We start from the raw sequence: 18,058 nt of genomic DNA, 5'->3' as shown, positions 1-18,058 counted from the left end.
CAATTCGACATGGCAGTGAAAGTCGCAATCAACGGTTTCGGACGCATCGGCCGCCTCGTGGCGCGCGCCATTCTCGAACGTCCCGACTGCGGGCTCGAACTGGTTGCGATCAACGACCTTGCCGATGCCAAGGCGAACGCCCTGCTGTTCAAGCGCGACAGCGTCCATGGCCCGTTCCCTGGCGAGGTTTCGGCCGACGGCGACCAGATGATCGTGGGCGGCAAGGCGATCCGCGTAACGAAGGAACGCGATCCCGCGAATCTGCCGCACGGCGAACTGGGTATCGACATCGCGCTCGAATGCACGGGCTTTTTTACCGACCGCGAGAGCGCGTCGAAGCATCTGGCCGCCGGCGCCAAGCGCGTCCTCATCTCGGCCCCCGCGAAGGGCGCCGACCTGACCGTCGTTTACGGGGTCAATCACGACAAGCTGACCGCCGAACATGTCGTCGTGTCGAACGCGAGCTGCACGACCAACTGCCTCGCGCCGGTCGCCAAGGTGCTCAACGACACGCTGGGCATCGAGCGCGGGCTGATGACCACGGTTCACGCCTATACCAATGACCAGAAGATTCTCGACCAGATCCACAGCGACATGCGCCGCGCGCGCGCCGCGGGTATGTCGATCATCCCGACAACGACGGGCGCCGCGCGCGCGGTCGGCGAAGTGCTGCCCGAACTCAAGGGCAAGCTCGACGGATCGGCGATCCGCGTGCCGACGCCGAACGTCAGCCTCGTCGACCTGACCTTCACGCCGAAGCGCGACACGAGCGTCGCGGAAGTGAACCAGATCCTGAAGGATGCGTCGGAGGGCGCGCTCAAGGGCGTGCTGGCCTTCTCTGACGAGCCGCTGGTGTCGATCGATTATAATCATTGCCCGGCAAGCTCGACGGTCGACAGCCTCGAAACCGCGGTGCTCGAGGGCAAGCTGGTGCGCGTGGTCAGCTGGTACGACAATGAATGGGGCTTCTCGAACCGCATGGTCGACACCGCGGGCGTGATCGCGAAGCTGCTGTAAGCATATCCGTGTGCCCCCGCGAAGGCGGGGGCCGATCACCGACGCTATCAGATGGCGGGATGGTGGCGGGTGACGAAAGCGCAGGAGATGGGCCCCCGCCTTCGCGGGGGCACAGCGTCGGGCAATGGAGTATAAACGGATGACCGCGTTCAAGACCCTCGACGATATCGGTGACGTCACCGGCAAGCGCGTCCTCGTGCGCGTCGATCTCAACGTCCCGATGATCGATGGCGCGGTCAGCGACGCGACGCGCATCCAGGCGGCGATGCCGACGATCCGCGAATTGTCGGACAAGGGCGCGATTGTTCTGCTGCTCGCGCATTTCGGGCGGCCGAAGGGGGCGAAGAACCCGACGCAGTCATTGAGCCTCGTCATGGGCGGCGTCGAGGATGTGCTGGGCCATTCGGTGATGTTCATTCCCGAAGCGGTCGGCGAGGGCGCGAAGGCGGGCGTTGCCGTGCTCGCGCCGGGCGATGTCGCGGTGCTCGAGAACACGCGCTTCTATCCCGGCGAGGAGCAGAACGACCCGGCCTTTGCCGATGCGCTCGCTGAAATCGGCGACCTGTATGTCAATGACGCCTTTTCGGCCGCGCACCGCGCGCATGGCTCGACCGAAGGCATCGCCCGGCGGCTTCCGGCCTATGCAGGGCGTGCGATGGAGGCCGAGCTGAAGGCGCTTGACGCCGCGCTCGGCAATCCGGTGCAGCCGGTCGCGGCGGTCGTCGGCGGCGCCAAGGTGTCGAGCAAGATCGATGTGCTGAGGAACCTCGTCGGAAAGGTCGATCACCTCATCATCGGCGGAGGCATGGCGAACACCTTTCTTGCCGCGCGCGGCGTCGACGTCGGCAGGTCGCTGTGCGAGCATGAGCTGGTCGATACCGCCAATGCGATTTTCGACGCCGCCGACGCCGCGGGCTGCACCATCCATCTGCCCTATGACGTCGTGGTGGCAAAAGAGTTTGCGCCGAACCCGCCGACGCGCACCGTCAACGTCCATGAGGTCGCCGCCGACGAGATGATCCTCGACGTCGGGCCCGCCGCGATCGAAGCCCTCGCGGACGTACTCAAAAACTGTCGCACGCTGGTGTGGAACGGTCCGCTCGGCGCGTTCGAGACGCCACCCTTCGACACCGCGACCGTTGCGCTGGCCAGGACCGCTGCCGCGTTGACGCGCGAGGGATCGCTCACCTCGGTCGCGGGCGGTGGCGATACCGTCGCGGCGCTCAATCATGCGGGGGTGGCCGGCGACTTCACCTTTGTTTCGACCGCCGGCGGAGCCTTCCTCGAATGGATGGAAGGCAAGCCGCTGCCGGGCGTGGACGCCCTCAAAGCCTGAGTTTATCGCGCAATTGCATCCCGCGCGGCGGGACGCTATGCGCGCGGCCACATACGTATGCAATCAGTCGGAGACCTTATGACCACCGCCAATGCCGAGATGCTGGACCAGATCAAGTCGGGGCAGGGCTTTATCGCCGCGCTCGACCAGAGCGGCGGGTCTACGCCCAAGGCATTGAAGGGCTATGGCATCGGCGAGGACGCTTTTTCGAACGACGAGGAGATGTTCGCGCTGATCCACGACATGCGCAGCCGCATCGTCACCGCGCCCTGCTTCAACGGCGAAAAGGTGATCGGCGCGATTCTGTTCGAACGCACGATGGACGGCCAAGCAGGTGGCAAGCCGGTGCCGTCGCTGCTCTGGGAACGTGGCGTCGTGCCCTTTCTGAAGGTCGACAAGGGGCTCGAAGACGAAGCCGACGGCGTCCAGTTGATGAAAGCCAATCCCGGTCTCGACGATCTGTGCGGGCGCGCGGTTGCAAAGGGCGTGTTCGGCACCAAGATGCGCAGCGTCGTCAATCTGGCCCACCCGGTCGGGATCAAGGCGATCGTCGATCAGCAGTTCGCGGAAGCCGCGCGCATCGCCACGCACGGCCTTGTCCCGATCATCGAGCCCGAAGTGAACATCAAGAGCGCCGAGCGCGATGCGGCCGACCGGCTGCTGCTGAAAGAGCTTCTCGCGGCGCTCGACGGCTGGACCGGCGCGCCGGTGATGCTGAAATTGTCGCTGCCTGCCGAGGCGGGGCTGTTCCAGCCGCTGGTTGATCATCCCAGGGTGCTGCGCGTCGTCGCGCTGTCGGGCGGCTTCACGCGCGGCGAAGCATGCGCCGAACTGGCGAAGAACCCCGGCATCATCGCGAGCTTCAGCCGCGCCCTGCTCGAAGACCTGCGCCACCAGATGAGCGACGACGAGTTCAACGCCTCGCTCGGCACCGCGATCGACGAGATTCACGCGGCCTCCGTGGCCTGACGTGATGGGAGAGGGGCGGCGAGCGGCGGCTGGCCGCTTGTCGCCACCCTCGCTGACGCTTGCGGCCTATAGCCCGCCAGCGAAGCGGAACGAGAAACGATAGTCGGCGGACTTCAGCGTCACGTCGGTACGCCTTTCCGGCCGCACCGATTCGAGCGTGAACTGCCCGTCGGCCAGATGGGTCGGCTCGCCCAGCGTCACCTCGAAGGGCTGTTTATCGCCATTGCCGCGGTGCCACAGCATCTGCACCCGTACGCGACCGGCCCAGACGCAGCGCGCGTTCATCGGGCAGCGGCTGTCCTCGATGATCGCAACCGGTTCGACGATCGGGCCGTCGACAAAGGCTTTCTGGCCGAGCGCGACGTTGCTGCCGTCGGGCAACGGCGTATTCACGGTCGTTGCACAGGCGGAAAGGAGGAGAGCGGAAGGAAAGGCGACGGTCGCAAGGTGCATGATCTTCTGCATTTGCCCGCATCTGGCGGCGTCGCTATGAACGCGCCATGACCACCGCACCGACTGCACCGACCTGCCAGCTTTACTTGATCTCGCCGCTCGATGTCGGTGGCGATTTTCCTGCGCGGCTGGAGGAGGCGCTGGCCGCGGGGCCAGTCGCGGCGTTCCAGTTTCGCGTCAAGGGGCTGGACCAGCATGACGCGGCGCGCCTCGCGGAGCCTTTGCGGGCGATTTGCGCGGAGCATGACGTGGCCTTCATCGTCAATGACGATGTCGCGCTGGCAAAGCGGCTGAAGGCCGATGGCGTGCATCTGGGGCAGGGCGATGGCGATCCGAAGGAGGCGCGCCGCCAACTCGGTCCCGATGCTCAGATCGGCGTGACGTGCCATGATAGCCGCCATCTGGCGATGGATGCGGGCGAGGCGGGCGCCGACTATGTGGCCTTCGGTGCCTTTTTCCCGACGACGACCAAGACGGTCGAGCATCGCGCCGACCCCGAAATCCTGACCTGGTGGCAGGGCCTGTTCGAGCTGCCCTGCGTGGCGATCGGGGGAATCACGATCGACAACGCGAAAACACTCGCCGATGCCGGGGCCGACTTTGTCGCGGTATCGGGCGGCGTCTGGAATTATCGTGACGGACCCGGCGCCGCGGTGCGCGCCTTTGCCGAAATCCTGGGCAATCAGCCCGCGGGATAGTCACGTTCCGGCTTTTTCGGGTCGCCCTTGTCTTTCGGCGCCGCCGCCGCATCCTTGCGCCATCCGAACAGGCCGACGCAGGGCGCTCCGCGCGGCGAAGATGCTGCGTCACCGCGCGGCGGCGGCGGGGAGAGAGGGGATAGTTCGGCGTTCATCATGCCCGCTCCTATGCCAGCGCGCGCGCCGCCGATTGGATCGATCCGACAAATCGGCTTCGATTCGTCGCATTTCCCGATCCGCGGCCCGCGGAAACGGCGGCTTGCCCTTCGGCGCGGGCGCGGCTAAAGGCGCGCTCCTGTGTCCGGCATATAGGCTATGTCGGCGGCTCTTTCCATCCTTGGCCAAGTGAGTGTGCGCGATGAAGATCACCGGCGTTGAAATCCGTCCCGGCAATATAATCGAGTTTGAAGGCGGTATCTGGAAGGTCACCAAAATCCAGCACACGCAGCCGGGCAAGGGCGGCGCCTATATGCAGGTCGAAGCCAAGAACCTGATCGACGGGCGCAAGCTCAACAACCGTTTCCGCAGCGCCGACACGGTCGAGAAGGTCCGCCTCGACACCAAGGATTTCCAGTATCTCTATGCCGAAGGCGACGATCTCGTCTTCATGGACAAGGATACGTACGAACAGATCACGATCGGCAAGGATGTCGTCGGCGAGGCGCACGAGTTCCTGCAGGACGGCATGGACGTCGTGCTCGAGCTTTGGGAAGAACGCCCGATCTCGGTCGAACTGCCCGAACAGATCGAAGCCACGATCGTCGAGGCCGACGCGGTGGTGAAGGGCCAGACGGCGTCGTCGTCGTACAAGCCCGCGATCCTCGACAATGGCGTGCGTGTGATGGTGCCTCCGCACATCACCAGCGGCACGCGCATCGTGGTCAATGTGTATGACCGCGAATATGTGCGGCGCGCCGATTGATTAGTCCCCCTCCCGCTTGCGGGAGGGGTTAGGGGAGGGCGTGTCGAGGGACGGGCCTTTCTCGATAGGAACCGTTCCCTCCCCCGACCCCTCCCGCAAGCGGGAGGGGGGAGTAGATATCATGGCCGTATCCGGCATCATCACCGTCATGGAACGCGCTGCGCGCAAGGCGGGCACCAAGCTGCGCCGCGACTTCGGCGAGATCGAGCATCTGCAGGTTTCGCAGAAAGGCCCGGCCGATTTCGTATCCAAGGCCGATCAGGCCGCCGAGCGCACGCTTTATGACGAGCTGATCCATGCGCGTCCGGGCTGGGGCTTCCTGATGGAAGAAGCCGGCGAGATCGAGGGCGAACCGGGCAAGCCGCGTTTCATCATCGACCCGCTCGACGGCACCTCGAACTTCCTCCACGCGATCCCGCATTTCGCGATCTCGATCGCGGTGCAGGAGCCGAAACTCGGTGGCGGCTGGGGCGACGTCACCGCGGCGCTGATCTATCAGCCGGTCACCGACGAAAGCTATTGGGCCGAGCGCGGCCGCGGCGCGTGGCTGCACGACCGGCGGCTTCGCGTCGCCTCGCGCCGCCACCTCAACGAATGCCTGATTTCGACGGGCATCCCCTATATGGGTCATGGCAATATGGCGCAGTGGAGCCGCATTTTCGGTGCGATCGCACCCGAAGTGGCGGGGATCCGCCGCTTCGGCGCGGCCAGCCTCGACCTCGCATGGGTCGCGGCGGGTCGCTACGACGGTTTCTGGGAAAGCGACCTTCAGATATGGGACGTCGCGGCGGGGATGTTGCTGGTGCGCGAGGCCGGTGGTTTCGTGACCGACTTTCGCGGCGGCGATCGCGCGATCGAGCGCAGCGAATATATTGCGGGCAGCGCAGCTGTGCACTCGAAGTTGCAGAAACTGGTCGCAGGCGCGCTGCGCAACGCCTGATGTGTTCGTCATCCATCCCGGCCTTCGCCGGGATGAAGGATTTAGGCGGTTGCCCTATTCCTCGAACACATGGTCCCGAAAGCTGTCCATCAGCGACGCCCAGGTGTTGAACGTCTCGCCGACATTTTCGCGCGGGATCCCCGCGAAATCCAGGTCGACGTCCATTTCCAGCACCGGGTCACCCGCATCGTCCTTGTACGCGCGCGCGAAGCGCTTTTCCCTGTTCCACTGATTGAACCGTTCGAGCGGCATGTCCTTCGCATCGCTGAAGCCCATATAATATTGCAATGTCTTGCACTTCTGCCCCTCTTCGCAGTTCATGAAAAGGACGAGGAACTTCAGGCCGTTGCGGCTGCTCTCGATATAGGGATCGTCGCCCTCTTTCGCGACGATCGTGGCGGGCCAGCCCTGCGACTCGACGATAGCCTTGATCGTCGCCGGATTCGCCGCGTTCACGAGTTCGGCATGTGCCGGCGACGCCCATAAAAGCGCGGTCGCGGCAAGGGTGAGGGCGGCGCGCATGGTGATTGGTCCCATAATAGCTCCCATAATCGATATGGCGCCCGAAAGGCGCGGCACTGCGACCCGTTTTGCTCGCCTATCATAAGGGCAGGGCCGCTCGCCAGCGTGCAATGGGGCATTGGTCACACAAGATACGAAAATCCTGCCCGCAATGCTTGCGACGCGCGGCGCGCTGGCCTAAAGCGCCCCGCATAACCGGGTGCGCGCCACCCCAAAAATTGCACAACGGAACTGCGAGCTCCCATGGTCGATCTGACTCAGTATCTGCCGATCCTGATATTCCTGGTCATTGCGGTCGGGTTATCGGCGGCCTTCGTCTTCCTGCCGATGGGCGTCGCGCGACTGACCGGCGCGCACAAGCCCGACCCCGCGAAGCTCAGCGAATATGAATGCGGCTTTCCGGCGTTCGAGGATGCGCGCAGCCAGTTCGATGTGCGATTCTATCTCGTCGCCATCCTGTTCATCATCTTCGACCTCGAAGCCGCCTTCCTCTTTCCCTGGGCGGTAAGCCTGGAGGAAATCGGCTGGGCCGGCTGGGTCACGATGATGGTTTTCCTTGCCGAGCTTGCGATCGGCCTGATTTACGCATGGAAGAAAGGGGCGTTGGATTGGGAATGAGCAACAGCACCATCCTGATGCCCGGCCAGATGCCGGTCGCGCCGGGGACCAACCCCGACCAGTCGTTTTTCGACGATTTGAGCGGCGAGGTCGGCGACAAGGGCTTTCTCGTCACCTCGACCGAGGATCTGTTCAACTGGGCGCGCACCGGCTCGCTGTGGTGGATGACCTTTGGCCTTGCGTGCTGCGCGGTCGAGATGATCCACGTCAACATGCCGCGTTACGACATGGAGCGTTTTGGCGTCGCGCCGCGCGCGTCCCCACGCCAGTCGGACGTGATGATCGTCGCGGGGACGCTGTGCAACAAGATGGCCCCCGCGCTCCGCCGCGTGTACGACCAGATGTCGAACCCCAAATATGTCATCTCGATGGGCAGCTGCGCCAATGGCGGCGGCTATTATCACTACAGCTATTCGGTGGTGCGCGGCTGCGATCGCATCGTGCCGGTCGACATCTATGTCCCCGGCTGCCCGCCGACCGCCGAAGCCTTGCTCTATGGCGTGATGCAATTGCAGCGGAAGATCCGCCGCACCGGGACGATCGAACGCTGATGGCCAGTCCCGCTCCCCTTGTCGCCCCGCGCGCGGGCCTTGCCGCCGCGCTCGAAAAACTGCTCGGCGACGATTTGCTCACGCATGTCTTCACCGTCGGCGAGGACAGCATCACCGTGCGCCGCGAGGCGATCGCCGGCGTGATGATCAGCCTTCGCGACAATCTCGATTACCAGCAGCTGATGGAGATCGCGGGGGTCGATTATCCCGACCGGCCCGAGCGGTTCGAGGTCGTCTATCACCTGCTCAGCGTGACGAAGAACCACCGTCTTCGCGTGCGCGTGTCGACCGACGAGGCGACGCCGGTGCCGAGCATTGTGCCCGTCTGGCCCGTGGCGGGCTGGCTCGAGCGCGAGGTGTTCGACATGTATGGCGTGTTGTTCGCGGGCAATCCCGACCTGCGCCGCATCCTGACCGACTATGGTTTCCAGGGGCACCCGCAGCGCAAGGACTTTCCGCTGACCGGCTATATCGAGCTGCGTTACAGCGAAGAAGACAAGCGCGTCGTCTATGAGCCGGTGAAGCTGGCGCAGGATTTCCGCAACTTCGACTTCCTGTCCCCGTGGGAAGGCGCCGACTATGTGCTGCCCGGCGACGAGAAAGCCGGTGGTACGGGCGAAGCGCCGGGCAAGGGCGCGCCGACGCCGATGACCGCCAAGGAGGTCAAGGCATCCGACGACAAGGCGAAGGCTGCGCCGCCGCCGACCCCGAAAACGACCGAAAAACCTGCCGATACGGGCGCGGGCAACAAGACGAACAAGGCCGCCGCAAAGCCGAGCAAGGATGGTGCGAAGGCGAAGCCTGCTGCAAAGGCCAAGACGCCCGCGACCAAGAAGGCGGAAAAGGCGCCGGCCAGGCCGCGCGCGCCGCGCAAGCCGAAAACAGGAGGTGACGCATGACCGATGCTCCTCAGGTCAGGCACCACGGCAGCGACATGTTTGAAGGCTATCCGGTCGATACCGCGAACACCGCGGGCGATCAGGCCGTCACCAATTACACGATCAACTTCGGCCCGCAGCATCCCGCGGCGCACGGCGTGCTGCGCATGGTGATGGAGCTCGACGGCGAGATCATCGAGCGCGTCGACCCGCACGTCGGGCTGCTCCATCGCGGCACCGAAAAGCTGATCGAATACAAGACCTATTTGCAGGCTTTGCCCTATTTCGACCGGCTCGACTATTGCTCGCCGCTCGGCATGGAGCACAGCTATGTGCTCGCGATCGAGAAATTGCTCGACCTCGAAGTCCCGGCGCGCGCGCAATATCTCCGCACGATGTTCGCCGAGCTGACGCGCATCTGCAACCATATGCTCAACATCGGGTCGCACGTCATGGACGTCGGCGCGATGACGCCAAACCTGTGGGTGTTCGAACTGCGCGAAGATTGCCTGAACTTCTTCGAGCGGGCGTCGGGTGCGCGGATGCACTCGGCGTACTTCCGTCCGGGTGGCGTCCATCAGGACGTCCCCGAAAAACTGCTCGTCGACATCGGCGAATGGGTCGAAACGCGGCTGCCGAAGCTGTTCGGCGACGCGATGAGCCTGGTCATCGACAACCGCATCTTCAAGCAGCGCAACGTCGACATCGCGACAGTGAGCAAGGAAGACGCGCTGGCGTGGGGCTTCTCAGGCCCGATGATCCGCGGCAGCGGCATCGCGTGGGATCTGCGCAAATCGCAGCCCTATGACGCCTATGCCGCGATGGAGTTCGACATTCCCGTCGGCACGCGCGGCGACTGCTATGACCGCTTCATGGTGCGCGTCGAGGAAGTCTATCAGTCGGCAAAGATCATCAAACAGTGCCTGCGCGACATGCCGACCGGCCCGATCGCCAGCCTCGACCGCAAGGTCGTGCCGCCGAAGCGCGGCGAGATGAAGCAGTCGATGGAATCGCTGATCCACCACTTCAAACTCTACACCGAGGGTTTCCACGTCCCCGCGGGCGAGGTTTATGTCGCGACCGAAAGCCCGAAGGGTGAATTCGGCGTCTATCTGGTCAGCGACGGCACCAACAAGCCGTACCGCTGCAAGATCCGCCCGACGGCGTTTTCGCACCTGCAGGCGATGGACATGATGTCGAAGGGCCATATGCTTGCGGATACGACCGCGATCATCGGCGCGATCGACGTGGTGTTCGGGGAGTGTGACCGGTGAGTGTAGGTCTCCGATGTGTGCGGTTTGTCGATTGGGATGTTGCGAATATGCGCGGCGGAATGACGACGTTGCTGGCTACGATTCCACCTTTGCTGGCCGTGCTCATCTTTGGGCCGCCGGATGGTCTGAAATCGATTGAATTCTGGGGAGCCTGCGTGCTGGCAGCCGGCATCTTCGTCTTCATGACATGGCGAATGATTCGACATGAAATCGACGAGTTTCAGCGCCTCAAAGCGATGGATGAGAATTCAGTAAGAACTAGCAGGAATGGCCGCTAATGGCTGACGCACCCCAAATCCCTGACGAAGCCGAAACCCGCGCGCGGTGGGGCGCTTTTGCGTGGACGGCGGAAAATGCCGAAAAGGCGAAGGCGGTTATCGCGCGCTATCCCGCGGGGCGCCAGCGTTCGGCGGTGATGCCTTTGCTCGACCTTGCGCAGCGCCAGGTCGGCGCCGAGACGCAGACGCAGGGCTGGCTGCCCGTGCCGGTGATCGAATATGTCGCGGCCCAGCTCGATATGCCGTTCATCCGCGCCTATGAGGTCGCGACCTTCTATACCATGTATAATCTGGCGCCGGTCGGCCGCTATCATGTGCAGGTGTGCGGAACGACACCGTGCCTGCTGCGCGGGTCGGACGATGTGACGGCGGCGTGCAAGAACCGCGGCATGGTGAAGGGCAAGACGACGCCGGACGGGCTGTTCACCTTGAGCGAGGTCGAGTGCATGGGCACCTGCGCCAACGCGCCGATGGTCCAGATCAACGACGATAATTACGAAGACCTCGACTACGACAGCATGACGCGGATCCTCGACGAGCTTGCCGCGGGCAAACAGCCCAAGACCGGCACGCAGAACCCGCGGCGCCACACGAGCGAGCCTGAGGGCGGGCCGACGACGCTGAAGGAAATGGTCGAGGCCAATCATGACTATCGGAAGGAGTGGTGATGATGACAAACGCCTCATTCCTTCGTCATGCCGGACTTGATCCGGCATCCATCGCGGCGCTGAAGTCGTGGACCCCGGATCAAGTCCGGGGTGACGGATTGGGAGCCGCCCGATGAGCCTCGCCGACAAGGACCGCATTTTCACCAATCTCTACGGCTTCCAGCCGTGGAACCTCAAAGCTGCGCAGGCGCGCGGCGATTGGGATAATACCAGGGATCTGATGAAGCGCGGCCAGGACGCGATCATCGAGGAGATCAAGGCGTCGGGCCTGCGCGGTCGCGGCGGCGCGGGCTTCCCGACGGGGCTCAAGTGGAGCTTCATGCCGAAGGAGCCGCGCGCCGACCGCCCGAGCTTCCTTGTCATCAACGCCGACGAATCCGAACCGGGGTCGTGCAAGGACCGCGAGATCATCCGTCACGATCCGCACAAGCTGATCGAAGGCGCGCTGATCGCGGGCTATGCGATGCGCGCCCGCGCCGCGTACATCTATATTCGCGGCGAGTTCATCCGCGAGGCCGAAACACTCTTCGCGGCGGTGCAGGAGGCGTATGACGCCGGCCTGCTCGGCAAGAATGCGGCGAAGTCGGGTTATGACTTCGACGTTTTCGTCCACCGCGGCGCCGGCGCGTACATCTGCGGCGAAGAAACCGCGATGATCGAGAGCTTGGAAGGCAAGAAGGGCCAGCCGCGTCTGAAACCCCCGTTCCCGGCGGGCGCGGGCCTCTATGGCTGCCCGACGACGGTGAACAATGTCGAAAGCATCGCGGTCGTCCCGACGATCCTGCGGCGCGGCGCGCCGTGGTTCGCGAGCTTCGGGCGCGAGAATAACAAGGGCACCAAGCTCTTCCAGATCAGCGGCCATGTGAACAAGCCGTGCGTCGTCGAGGAAGAGATGAGCATCCCCTTCCGCGAACTGATCGACAGGCATTGCGGCGGCATTCGCGGCGGCTGGGACAATCTGCTCGCGGTGATCCCCGGCGGTTCGTCGGTGCCGCTGGTTCCGGCGGCGGAAATCATGGACTGCCCGATGGATTTCGACGGGCTGAAGGCCGTGGGTTCGGGCCTCGGCACCGCGGCCGCGATCGTAATGGACAAGTCGACCGACGTCGTTCAGGCGATCAGCCGCATCAGCTATTTCTACAAGCATGAAAGCTGCGGCCATTGCACGCCATGCCGCGAGGGCACCGGCTGGATGTGGCGCGTGATGGAGCGGCTGCGCACCGGCGACGCCGACATCAGCGAGATCGACACCTTGTTCGACGTGACCAAGCAGGTCGAAGGCCACACGATCTGCGCGCTCGGCGACGCCGCGGCGTGGCCGATCCAGGGCCTGATCCGCCACTTCCGCCCCGAACTCGAACGCCGCATCCGCGAGAATGGTGGTGCGCTGGAGGCGGCGGAGTGAAGCGGCAATCGGCTATTCTGTGTACGGTTATGTCGGTTTACTCGCTCGGCAGCCAAATGGCTTACGCGCAGGCAACAGGGACGTACGTAGGGCCCTCGCCGGCACAAATTCCTGATCGCGCGGGCATCAGCAAGGAAGATCGCGCCCGGATCGCCATGTACCGTTATGCGGAATGTGTTGTCGACAAAAGCCGGGCACGGGTGGAAAAATATCTGGAGACGTTTCCAGGCTCAAAGACGGCCCGCGATAGTGCTGACAGGTTGGCGGTAGACGCCTGCCTTTCAACCGGGCACATGCGTTTTAGCGAGACTGTTTTTCGCAGCGGCGTTTACGACGTCTTCTATCGGAAACAGTTTCAGAAGGACGGGCCAGTCGATTTCAGCGCCGTTTTGCCGATCGATTATTCGACGGGCGGCGAAGTTCAGCCCGATGCGGTCGTGCAACCACATGTGTCGCTTCGGAGGATTTCAGAATGCGCAGTTCGCAAGGCGCCACAGGAATCACGCGAGCTTATATTGAGTATGGTGGCAAGCAACGCTGAGGCCTCGGCGCTCGATAAGATTGTTCCGTCGGTGGGAAGCTGCGTGGCGGAAGGAAACCAGTTAGTCTTTTCCAGATCTGCTCTTCGAGGCGTGATTGGGGAAGTTCTTTATCGGCTATCGGTAGCTGCAAGTCAGCCGACGATAGCAGCCAAGGACTGACGATGCCTAAAGTTACCGTAGATGGCGTAGAACTCGACGTTCCGCAGGGCGCGACCGTTCTGCAGGCGTGCGAGCTGGCGGGGAAGGAAATTCCGCGCTTCTGCTATCATGAGCGCCTGTCGATCGCCGGCAACTGCCGCATGTGCCTCGTCGAGGTCGCCCCCGGCCCGCCGAAACCGCAGGCATCGTGCGCGCTGCCGACCGCCGAGGGCCAGATCATCAAGACCGACAGCCCGATGGTCAAGAAGGCGCGCGAAGGGGTGATGGAGTTCCTGCTCATCAACCACCCGCTCGACTGCCCGATCTGCGACCAGGGCGGCGAATGCGACTTGCAGGACCAGTCGATCGCCTATGGCCGCGGCGCGACGCGCTATGACGAGAACAAGCGCGCGGTGACCGAAAAATATATGGGGCCGATCGTCAAGACGGTGATGACCCGCTGTATCCAGTGCACGCGCTGCGTCCGCTTTGCGGAGGAAGTCGCGGGTGTTGAGGATATCGGCGCGATCTATCGCGGCGAAAATATGCAGATCACGACCTATCTGGAACATGCGATCCAGAGCGAACTCAGCGGCAACGTGGTCGACCTCTGCCCGGTCGGCGCGCTGACCAGCAAACCCTATGCGTTCGAGGCGCGGCCGTGGGAGCTGACCAAGACGCTCGGCATCGACATGATGGACGCGGTCGGCACCAATGTGCGTATCGACAGCCGCGGGCGGCAGGTGCTGCGCGTGCTGCCGCGCGTCAACGACGATGTGAACGAGGAATGGGCGAGCGACAAGACGCGCCACCATGTCGACGGCCTCGTTCGCCGCCGCCTCGACCGGCCTTTTGTCCGCAAGGACGGCCAGCTGGTCGAAGCGACCTGGGCCGAAGCATTCGAGGCGATCAAGGCGGTGAACGCCGGTTCGTCGGTCGCGGCAATCGCGGGCGACCTCGTCGATTGCGAGACGATGTTCGCGGCCAGGGCGCTGGTGAACGCGCTCGGGTCGGAGCTGCTCGAAGGGCGTCAGACGGGCCTTGACTATGACGTCACCAGCCTGTCGGCGGTCAATTTCAACACCACCATCGCCGAGGCCGAAAATGCCGACGTGATCCTGCTCGTCGGCACGAACCTGCGCTGGGAAGCGCCGCTGATCAACACGCGCGTCCGCAAGGCGGTGTGGAAAAAGGGCGCGAAGGTTTTCGCCATCGGCCCCGAAACCGACCTGACCTACAAGACCGAGTGGCTCGGCGACGACGCCTCGCTCGTCGCGAAACCGCCCAAGCATGTTCTCGATGCGCTCAAGGGCGCCGAGCGGCCGATGCTGGTCTTCGGCGGCGGCGCCTTGTCGGTGCCGGGCGTTCACGGCGCGGGCCTCGCGCTCGCCAAGGCGGTGAATGCGGTCAAGGACGGCTGGAACGGCTTCAACGCCGTGCATGTCTCCGCGGCGCGCATGGGTTCGCTGATGCTTGGTTATGGCCTGCCCGGCGGGATCAGGGACGTGATCGCGGCGAAGCCGAAGCTGGCCTTCTTCCTCGGCGCCGACGAGGTCGATTTTGCGGCCTTCGCGGAGACGTTCAAGGTCTATGTCGGCCACCATGGCGACAACGGCGCGCATGCCGCCGACGTTATCCTGCCCGCGGCCGCGTGGACCGAAAAGGACTTCACCACGGTCAACACCGAGGGCCGCGTCCAGCGCAGCGAGAAGGCGGTGTTCGCACCGGGCGACGCGCGCGAGGACTGGAGCATTTTCCGTGCGCTCGCCGATGCGCTTGGCGTGAATGTCGGCTTCGACAGTTTCGACGAGTGCCGCGCGGCGATGATCGCGGCGGTGCCGGCGCTTGGGCAGGAAGGCCTTGCCGATTATGGCTGGACGGTGCCGAAACTGCCCGCGAAGCCCGAGGCGCGGGCGATCCCGTCGCCGATCAAGGATTTCTACCTCACCAACGCCATCTGCCGCGCGTCGCCGACGATGCAGCGCTGCTCGGAAGAGCTGATCCATGGTGTGGCGTTTGCGGAGGCGGCGGAATGAGCGCGGCTGTATATTTCAGCCCTTCTCCCCTTGCGGGAGAAGGATACGAAGCCTTGCCGCTGCAAGCGGCCAGGCGCAGTTGGATGAGGGGTTGCGCGCCGCAGGCGCGCGCGGTCGCGGCGCGACCGCATACCCCTCACCCAGCTTCGACTAGGCGACCGAGCCGCCAAGTCTTCGCAACCCTCTCCCGCAAGGGGAGAGGGGAAGGGGTTGTGTATCAATGACCGATTTTTTCCAATCGCTCGGCATGTCCTATGAATGGGCTTGGGGGCTTGCGACCGTCGCGGGCATCCTGCTCATCGCGCTGCCATTGATGCTCGCGGTCGCGATGATCATTTATGCCGACCGCAAGATCTGGGCGGCGATCGCGCTGCGCCGGGGTCCGAACGTCGTCGGGCCGTTCGGCCTGCTCCAGTCGTTCGCCGACGGCCTCAAAGTGTTTCTGCAGGAAACGATCATCCCGTCGGGCGCCAATCGGGGCCTGTTCCTGATCGCGCCGATCATCACCTTTACCGTCGCGCTGCTCGCCTGGGCGGTGATTCCGTTCAATTCGGGCGCGGTGCTCGCCGACATCAATGTCGGCCTGCTCTATATCCTCGCGATTTCGTCGCTCGGCGTTTATGGCGTGATCCTGTCGGGCTGGGCGTCGAACTCGAAATATCCCTTCTTTTCCGCGCTCCGCGCCTCGGCGCAGATGATCAGCTATGAAGTGTCGATCGGCTTCATCCTGATCGGCGTCGTGCTGTTTGCCGACAGTTTCAACATGAACGAGATCGTCAAGGCGCAGCAGGGCCACGGGCTCGGCATCGTCAACGCCTTCGGCTTCAACCTGCTGCTGTTCCCGCTCGCGGTGATGTTCCTGATCTCGTCGCTCGCCGAAACCGCGCGCGCGCCGTTCGATCTGACCGAAGCCGAAAGCGAGCTCGTCGCGGGCTATCAGACCGAATATTCGTCGATGAGCTTCGCGCTCTTCTGGCTCGGCGAATATGCTAACGTCCTTCTGATGTGCACACTCAACGCGGTGCTGTTCTGGGGCGGCTGGCTGCCTCCGATCGACTGGGCGCCGCTCTATGCCGTCCCCGGCATCATCTGGCTGTTCGCGAAGATCCTGTTCTTCTTCTTCGTCTTCAGCTGGGTCAAGGCGACCGTTCCGCGCTACCGCTATGACCAGCTCATGCGGCTGGGCTGGAAAATCTTCCTGCCGATTTCGCTGATCTGGATCTTCCTGATCTCCGGCTATCTGATGCTGACGAGGTATTCATGAGTTACGTAGGCCATCTCGTCAAAAGCTTCACCTTGTGGGAGTTTGTGAAGGCGCACGCCCTCACGCTGAAGTATTTCTTCAAGCCGAAGGCGACGATCAACTATCCGTTCGAGAAGAACCCGCTGTCGCCCCGTTTCCGTGGCGAACATGCGCTGCGCCGCTATCCGAACGGCGAGGAACGTTGCATCGCGTGCAAGCTGTGCGAAGCGGTGTGCCCGGCGCAGGCGATCACGATCGAGGCCGAGCCGCGCGACGACGGCAGCCGCCGCACGACGCGCTACGACATCGACATGACCAAGTGCATTTACTGCGGCTTCTGTCAGGAAGCATGCCCGGTCGATGCGATCGTCGAGGGGCCGAACTTCGAATATGCGACCGAAACGCGCGAAGAACTGCTCTATGACAAGGCCAAGCTGCTCGCCAATGGCGACAAATGGGAACGCGCGATCGCGGCGAATCTTGCCGCCGACGCGCCCTATCGGTAAGGGCGCGCGCACATGATCCAGCTTATCGCCTTTTACCTCTTCGCGACGATCGTCATCGCCTCGGCGGCGATGGTGATTTTCGCGCGCAACCCGGTCCACAGCGTGATGTGGCTGATCCTCGCCTTCTTCAACGCGGCGGGGCTGATGCTGCTCGCGGGGGCGGAGTTTATCGCGATGCTGCTCGTCATCGTCTATGTGGGCGCGGTCGCGGTGCTGTTCCTGTTCGTGGTGATGATGCTCGACATCGATTTTGCCGAATTGCGCGCCGGTTTCGTGCGCTATCTGCCGCTTGGCGCGCTCGTCGCGATCATCCTCGCCGCCGAACTGATATTCGCGGTTGGCGCCTGGAGCGCCGGCGGGGTGGACCTTGCGGCGCGCACGGCGCCGGTGGTCAGCGACAAGAGCAATATCCAGCAGATCGGCGAACTGCTCTACACGAAATATATCTTCCTGTTCGAGGCGGCGGGCATCGTCCTGCTCGTCGCGATGATCGGCGCGATCGTGCTGACGCATCGCCAGCGCGGCGGGGTGCGCGCGCAGAATATCTCGCAGCAGGTGCGCCGCCGTCCGGAGGATGCAACGCGCCTCGTCGATCCAGGCACCGGGCAAGGGGTTGAGCTGTGATTTTCTTGACCGTTCAAAATCCGTTCGCATCGAGCGAAGTCGAGATGCCCATCGTTCGTACAAGCCCTCGTGGTGTCTCGACTTCGCTCGACACGAACGGAATTCAAGGTGACAGCACGGGAGTGGCTGCATGATTTCGGTCGGCCATTATCTCGCCGTTTCGGCGGTGCTGTTCACGCTCGGCGTGCTCGGCATCTTCATCAACCGCAAGAATATCATCGTCATTTTGATGGCGATCGAGCTCATTCTGCTTGCGGTGAACATCAACCTCGTCGCGTTCAGCGCGGCGCTGGGCGATCTGGTCGGGCAGGTGTTTTCGATGTTCGTGCTGACCGTCGCCGCGGGCGAAGCGGCGATCGGTCTGGCCATCCTTGTTATCTATTTCCGCGGCCGCGGCACCATTGCCGTCGACGATGCCAACCGGATGAAGGGGTAAGCCG

22 protein-coding genes are annotated in these 18,058 nt (G+C 63.6%); 19 read left to right on the top strand and 3 right to left on the bottom strand.

Going from position 1 to position 18,058, the window contains the following annotated elements:
• Window positions 1-9 precede the first annotated feature (9 nt).
• The 3 genes from gap (at window position 10) to SALA_RS06660 (ending at window position 3,322) form a co-directional block, all read left to right on the top strand.
• Window positions 10-1,017 (top strand): type I glyceraldehyde-3-phosphate dehydrogenase, encoded by a 1,008-nt coding sequence (gene gap, locus SALA_RS06670; RefSeq protein ID WP_011541615.1) that lies wholly within the window; start codon window positions 10-12, stop codon window positions 1,015-1,017.
• A gap of 139 nt (window positions 1,018-1,156) precedes the next feature.
• Window positions 1,157-2,353 carry a phosphoglycerate kinase gene (locus SALA_RS06665; RefSeq protein WP_011541614.1) on the top strand — a complete coding sequence of 399 codons (1,197 nt, stop codon included), beginning with the start codon at window positions 1,157-1,159 and terminating at the stop codon, window positions 2,351-2,353.
• Window positions 2,354-2,452: 99 nt separating this feature from the next.
• Entirely contained in the window at window positions 2,453-3,322 is an 870-nt protein-coding gene (locus SALA_RS06660; RefSeq protein ID WP_192807467.1) for a fructose bisphosphate aldolase, read from the top strand.
• Between the two features lie 66 nt (window positions 3,323-3,388).
• Here SALA_RS06660 and SALA_RS06655 read toward each other — a convergent pair whose 3' ends face one another.
• Window positions 3,389-3,787, bottom strand: coding sequence for a hypothetical protein (locus SALA_RS06655; protein WP_153802652.1), 399 nt, complete (start codon window positions 3,785-3,787; stop codon window positions 3,389-3,391).
• Window positions 3,788-3,822: 35 nt separating this feature from the next.
• Between SALA_RS06655 and thiE the strand changes: the two genes are divergently transcribed.
• Entirely contained in the window at window positions 3,823-4,473 is a 651-nt protein-coding gene (thiE, locus tag SALA_RS06650; RefSeq protein ID WP_011541611.1) for a thiamine phosphate synthase, read from the top strand.
• Here thiE and SALA_RS17100 read toward each other — a convergent pair.
• A complete protein-coding gene (locus SALA_RS17100; protein WP_153802651.1) occupies window positions 4,458-4,631 on the bottom strand; it encodes a hypothetical protein in 174 nt (57 codons plus the stop codon). The two genes, thiE and SALA_RS17100, sit on opposite strands and share 16 nt — an antisense overlap.
• Window positions 4,632-4,831: 200 nt before the next feature.
• Here SALA_RS17100 and efp point away from each other — a divergent pair, with 200 nt between their 5' ends.
• Both efp and SALA_RS06640 read left to right on the top strand, forming a co-directional pair.
• Window positions 4,832-5,395: an elongation factor P gene (gene efp / locus SALA_RS06645; RefSeq protein ID WP_011541610.1), complete on the top strand. Its 564-nt coding sequence runs from the start codon at window positions 4,832-4,834 to the stop codon at window positions 5,393-5,395.
• A 121-nt stretch (window positions 5,396-5,516) separates the two neighbouring features.
• Window positions 5,517-6,335 (top strand): inositol monophosphatase family protein, encoded by an 819-nt coding sequence (locus SALA_RS06640; protein WP_011541609.1) that lies wholly within the window; start codon window positions 5,517-5,519, stop codon window positions 6,333-6,335.
• A gap of 54 nt (window positions 6,336-6,389) precedes the next feature.
• Here SALA_RS06640 and SALA_RS06635 read toward each other — a convergent pair whose 3' ends face one another.
• On the bottom strand, window positions 6,390-6,872 hold the full coding sequence (locus SALA_RS06635; RefSeq protein WP_011541608.1) for a YbjN domain-containing protein: 483 nt from the start codon (window positions 6,870-6,872) through the stop codon (window positions 6,390-6,392).
• Between the two features lie 228 nt (window positions 6,873-7,100).
• Between SALA_RS06635 and SALA_RS06630 the strand changes: the two genes are divergently transcribed.
• From SALA_RS06630 to nuoK, 13 genes are all read left to right on the top strand, one after another.
• Window positions 7,101-7,475: an NADH-quinone oxidoreductase subunit A gene (locus SALA_RS06630; protein WP_011541607.1), complete on the top strand. Its 375-nt coding sequence runs from the start codon at window positions 7,101-7,103 to the stop codon at window positions 7,473-7,475.
• The gene (locus SALA_RS06625) at window positions 7,472-8,026 is read left to right on the top strand and encodes a NuoB/complex I 20 kDa subunit family protein (protein WP_153802650.1); all 555 of its coding nucleotides are present in this window, start codon (window positions 7,472-7,474) and stop codon (window positions 8,024-8,026) included. Before SALA_RS06630 ends, SALA_RS06625 begins: the two co-directional genes overlap by 4 nt.
• Window positions 8,026-8,925, top strand: coding sequence for an NADH-quinone oxidoreductase subunit C (locus SALA_RS06620; RefSeq protein ID WP_041383144.1), 900 nt, complete (start codon window positions 8,026-8,028; stop codon window positions 8,923-8,925). The genes SALA_RS06625 and SALA_RS06620 overlap by 1 nt, the downstream gene beginning before the upstream one ends.
• Window positions 8,926-8,960: 35 nt before the next feature.
• Entirely contained in the window at window positions 8,961-10,178 is a 1,218-nt protein-coding gene (locus SALA_RS06615) for an NADH-quinone oxidoreductase subunit D (protein ID WP_192807465.1), read from the top strand.
• A gap of 59 nt (window positions 10,179-10,237) precedes the next feature.
• Window positions 10,238-10,456 (top strand): hypothetical protein, encoded by a 219-nt coding sequence (locus SALA_RS06610; RefSeq protein WP_041383143.1) that lies wholly within the window; start codon window positions 10,238-10,240, stop codon window positions 10,454-10,456.
• Window positions 10,456-11,124: a complex I 24 kDa subunit family protein gene (locus tag SALA_RS06605; RefSeq protein WP_011541602.1), complete on the top strand. Its 669-nt coding sequence runs from the start codon at window positions 10,456-10,458 to the stop codon at window positions 11,122-11,124. Before SALA_RS06610 ends, SALA_RS06605 begins: the two co-directional genes overlap by 1 nt.
• 112 nt (window positions 11,125-11,236) lie before the next feature.
• On the top strand, window positions 11,237-12,529 hold the full coding sequence (gene nuoF, locus SALA_RS06600) for an NADH-quinone oxidoreductase subunit NuoF (protein WP_011541601.1): 1,293 nt from the start codon (window positions 11,237-11,239) through the stop codon (window positions 12,527-12,529).
• Window positions 12,526-13,230: a hypothetical protein gene (locus tag SALA_RS06595; RefSeq protein ID WP_011541600.1), complete on the top strand. Its 705-nt coding sequence runs from the start codon at window positions 12,526-12,528 to the stop codon at window positions 13,228-13,230. The genes nuoF and SALA_RS06595 overlap by 4 nt, the downstream gene beginning before the upstream one ends.
• A 2-nt stretch (window positions 13,231-13,232) precedes the next feature.
• Window positions 13,233-15,245 (top strand): NADH-quinone oxidoreductase subunit NuoG, encoded by a 2,013-nt coding sequence (nuoG, locus tag SALA_RS06590; RefSeq protein WP_011541599.1) that lies wholly within the window; start codon window positions 13,233-13,235, stop codon window positions 15,243-15,245.
• A gap of 220 nt (window positions 15,246-15,465) precedes the next feature.
• Entirely contained in the window at window positions 15,466-16,509 is a 1,044-nt protein-coding gene (gene nuoH, locus SALA_RS06585; RefSeq protein ID WP_011541598.1) for an NADH-quinone oxidoreductase subunit NuoH, read from the top strand.
• Window positions 16,506-16,994 carry an NADH-quinone oxidoreductase subunit NuoI gene (gene nuoI, locus SALA_RS06580; protein ID WP_011541597.1) on the top strand — a complete coding sequence of 163 codons (489 nt, stop codon included), beginning with the start codon at window positions 16,506-16,508 and terminating at the stop codon, window positions 16,992-16,994. The genes nuoH and nuoI overlap by 4 nt, the downstream gene beginning before the upstream one ends.
• Window positions 16,995-17,006: 12 nt before the next feature.
• A complete protein-coding gene (locus tag SALA_RS06575; protein WP_011541596.1) occupies window positions 17,007-17,618 on the top strand; it encodes an NADH-quinone oxidoreductase subunit J in 612 nt (203 codons plus the stop codon).
• A gap of 130 nt (window positions 17,619-17,748) precedes the next feature.
• Window positions 17,749-18,054: an NADH-quinone oxidoreductase subunit NuoK gene (gene nuoK, locus SALA_RS06570; protein ID WP_003051614.1), complete on the top strand. Its 306-nt coding sequence runs from the start codon at window positions 17,749-17,751 to the stop codon at window positions 18,052-18,054.
• Window positions 18,055-18,058 lie beyond the last annotated feature (4 nt).

The sequence above is a fragment of the Sphingopyxis alaskensis RB2256 genome (assembly GCF_000013985.1).
GTDB classification, from domain to species: domain Bacteria; phylum Pseudomonadota; class Alphaproteobacteria; order Sphingomonadales; family Sphingomonadaceae; genus Sphingopyxis; species Sphingopyxis alaskensis.
This window is presented reverse-complemented; position numbering and strand designations above follow the sequence as displayed.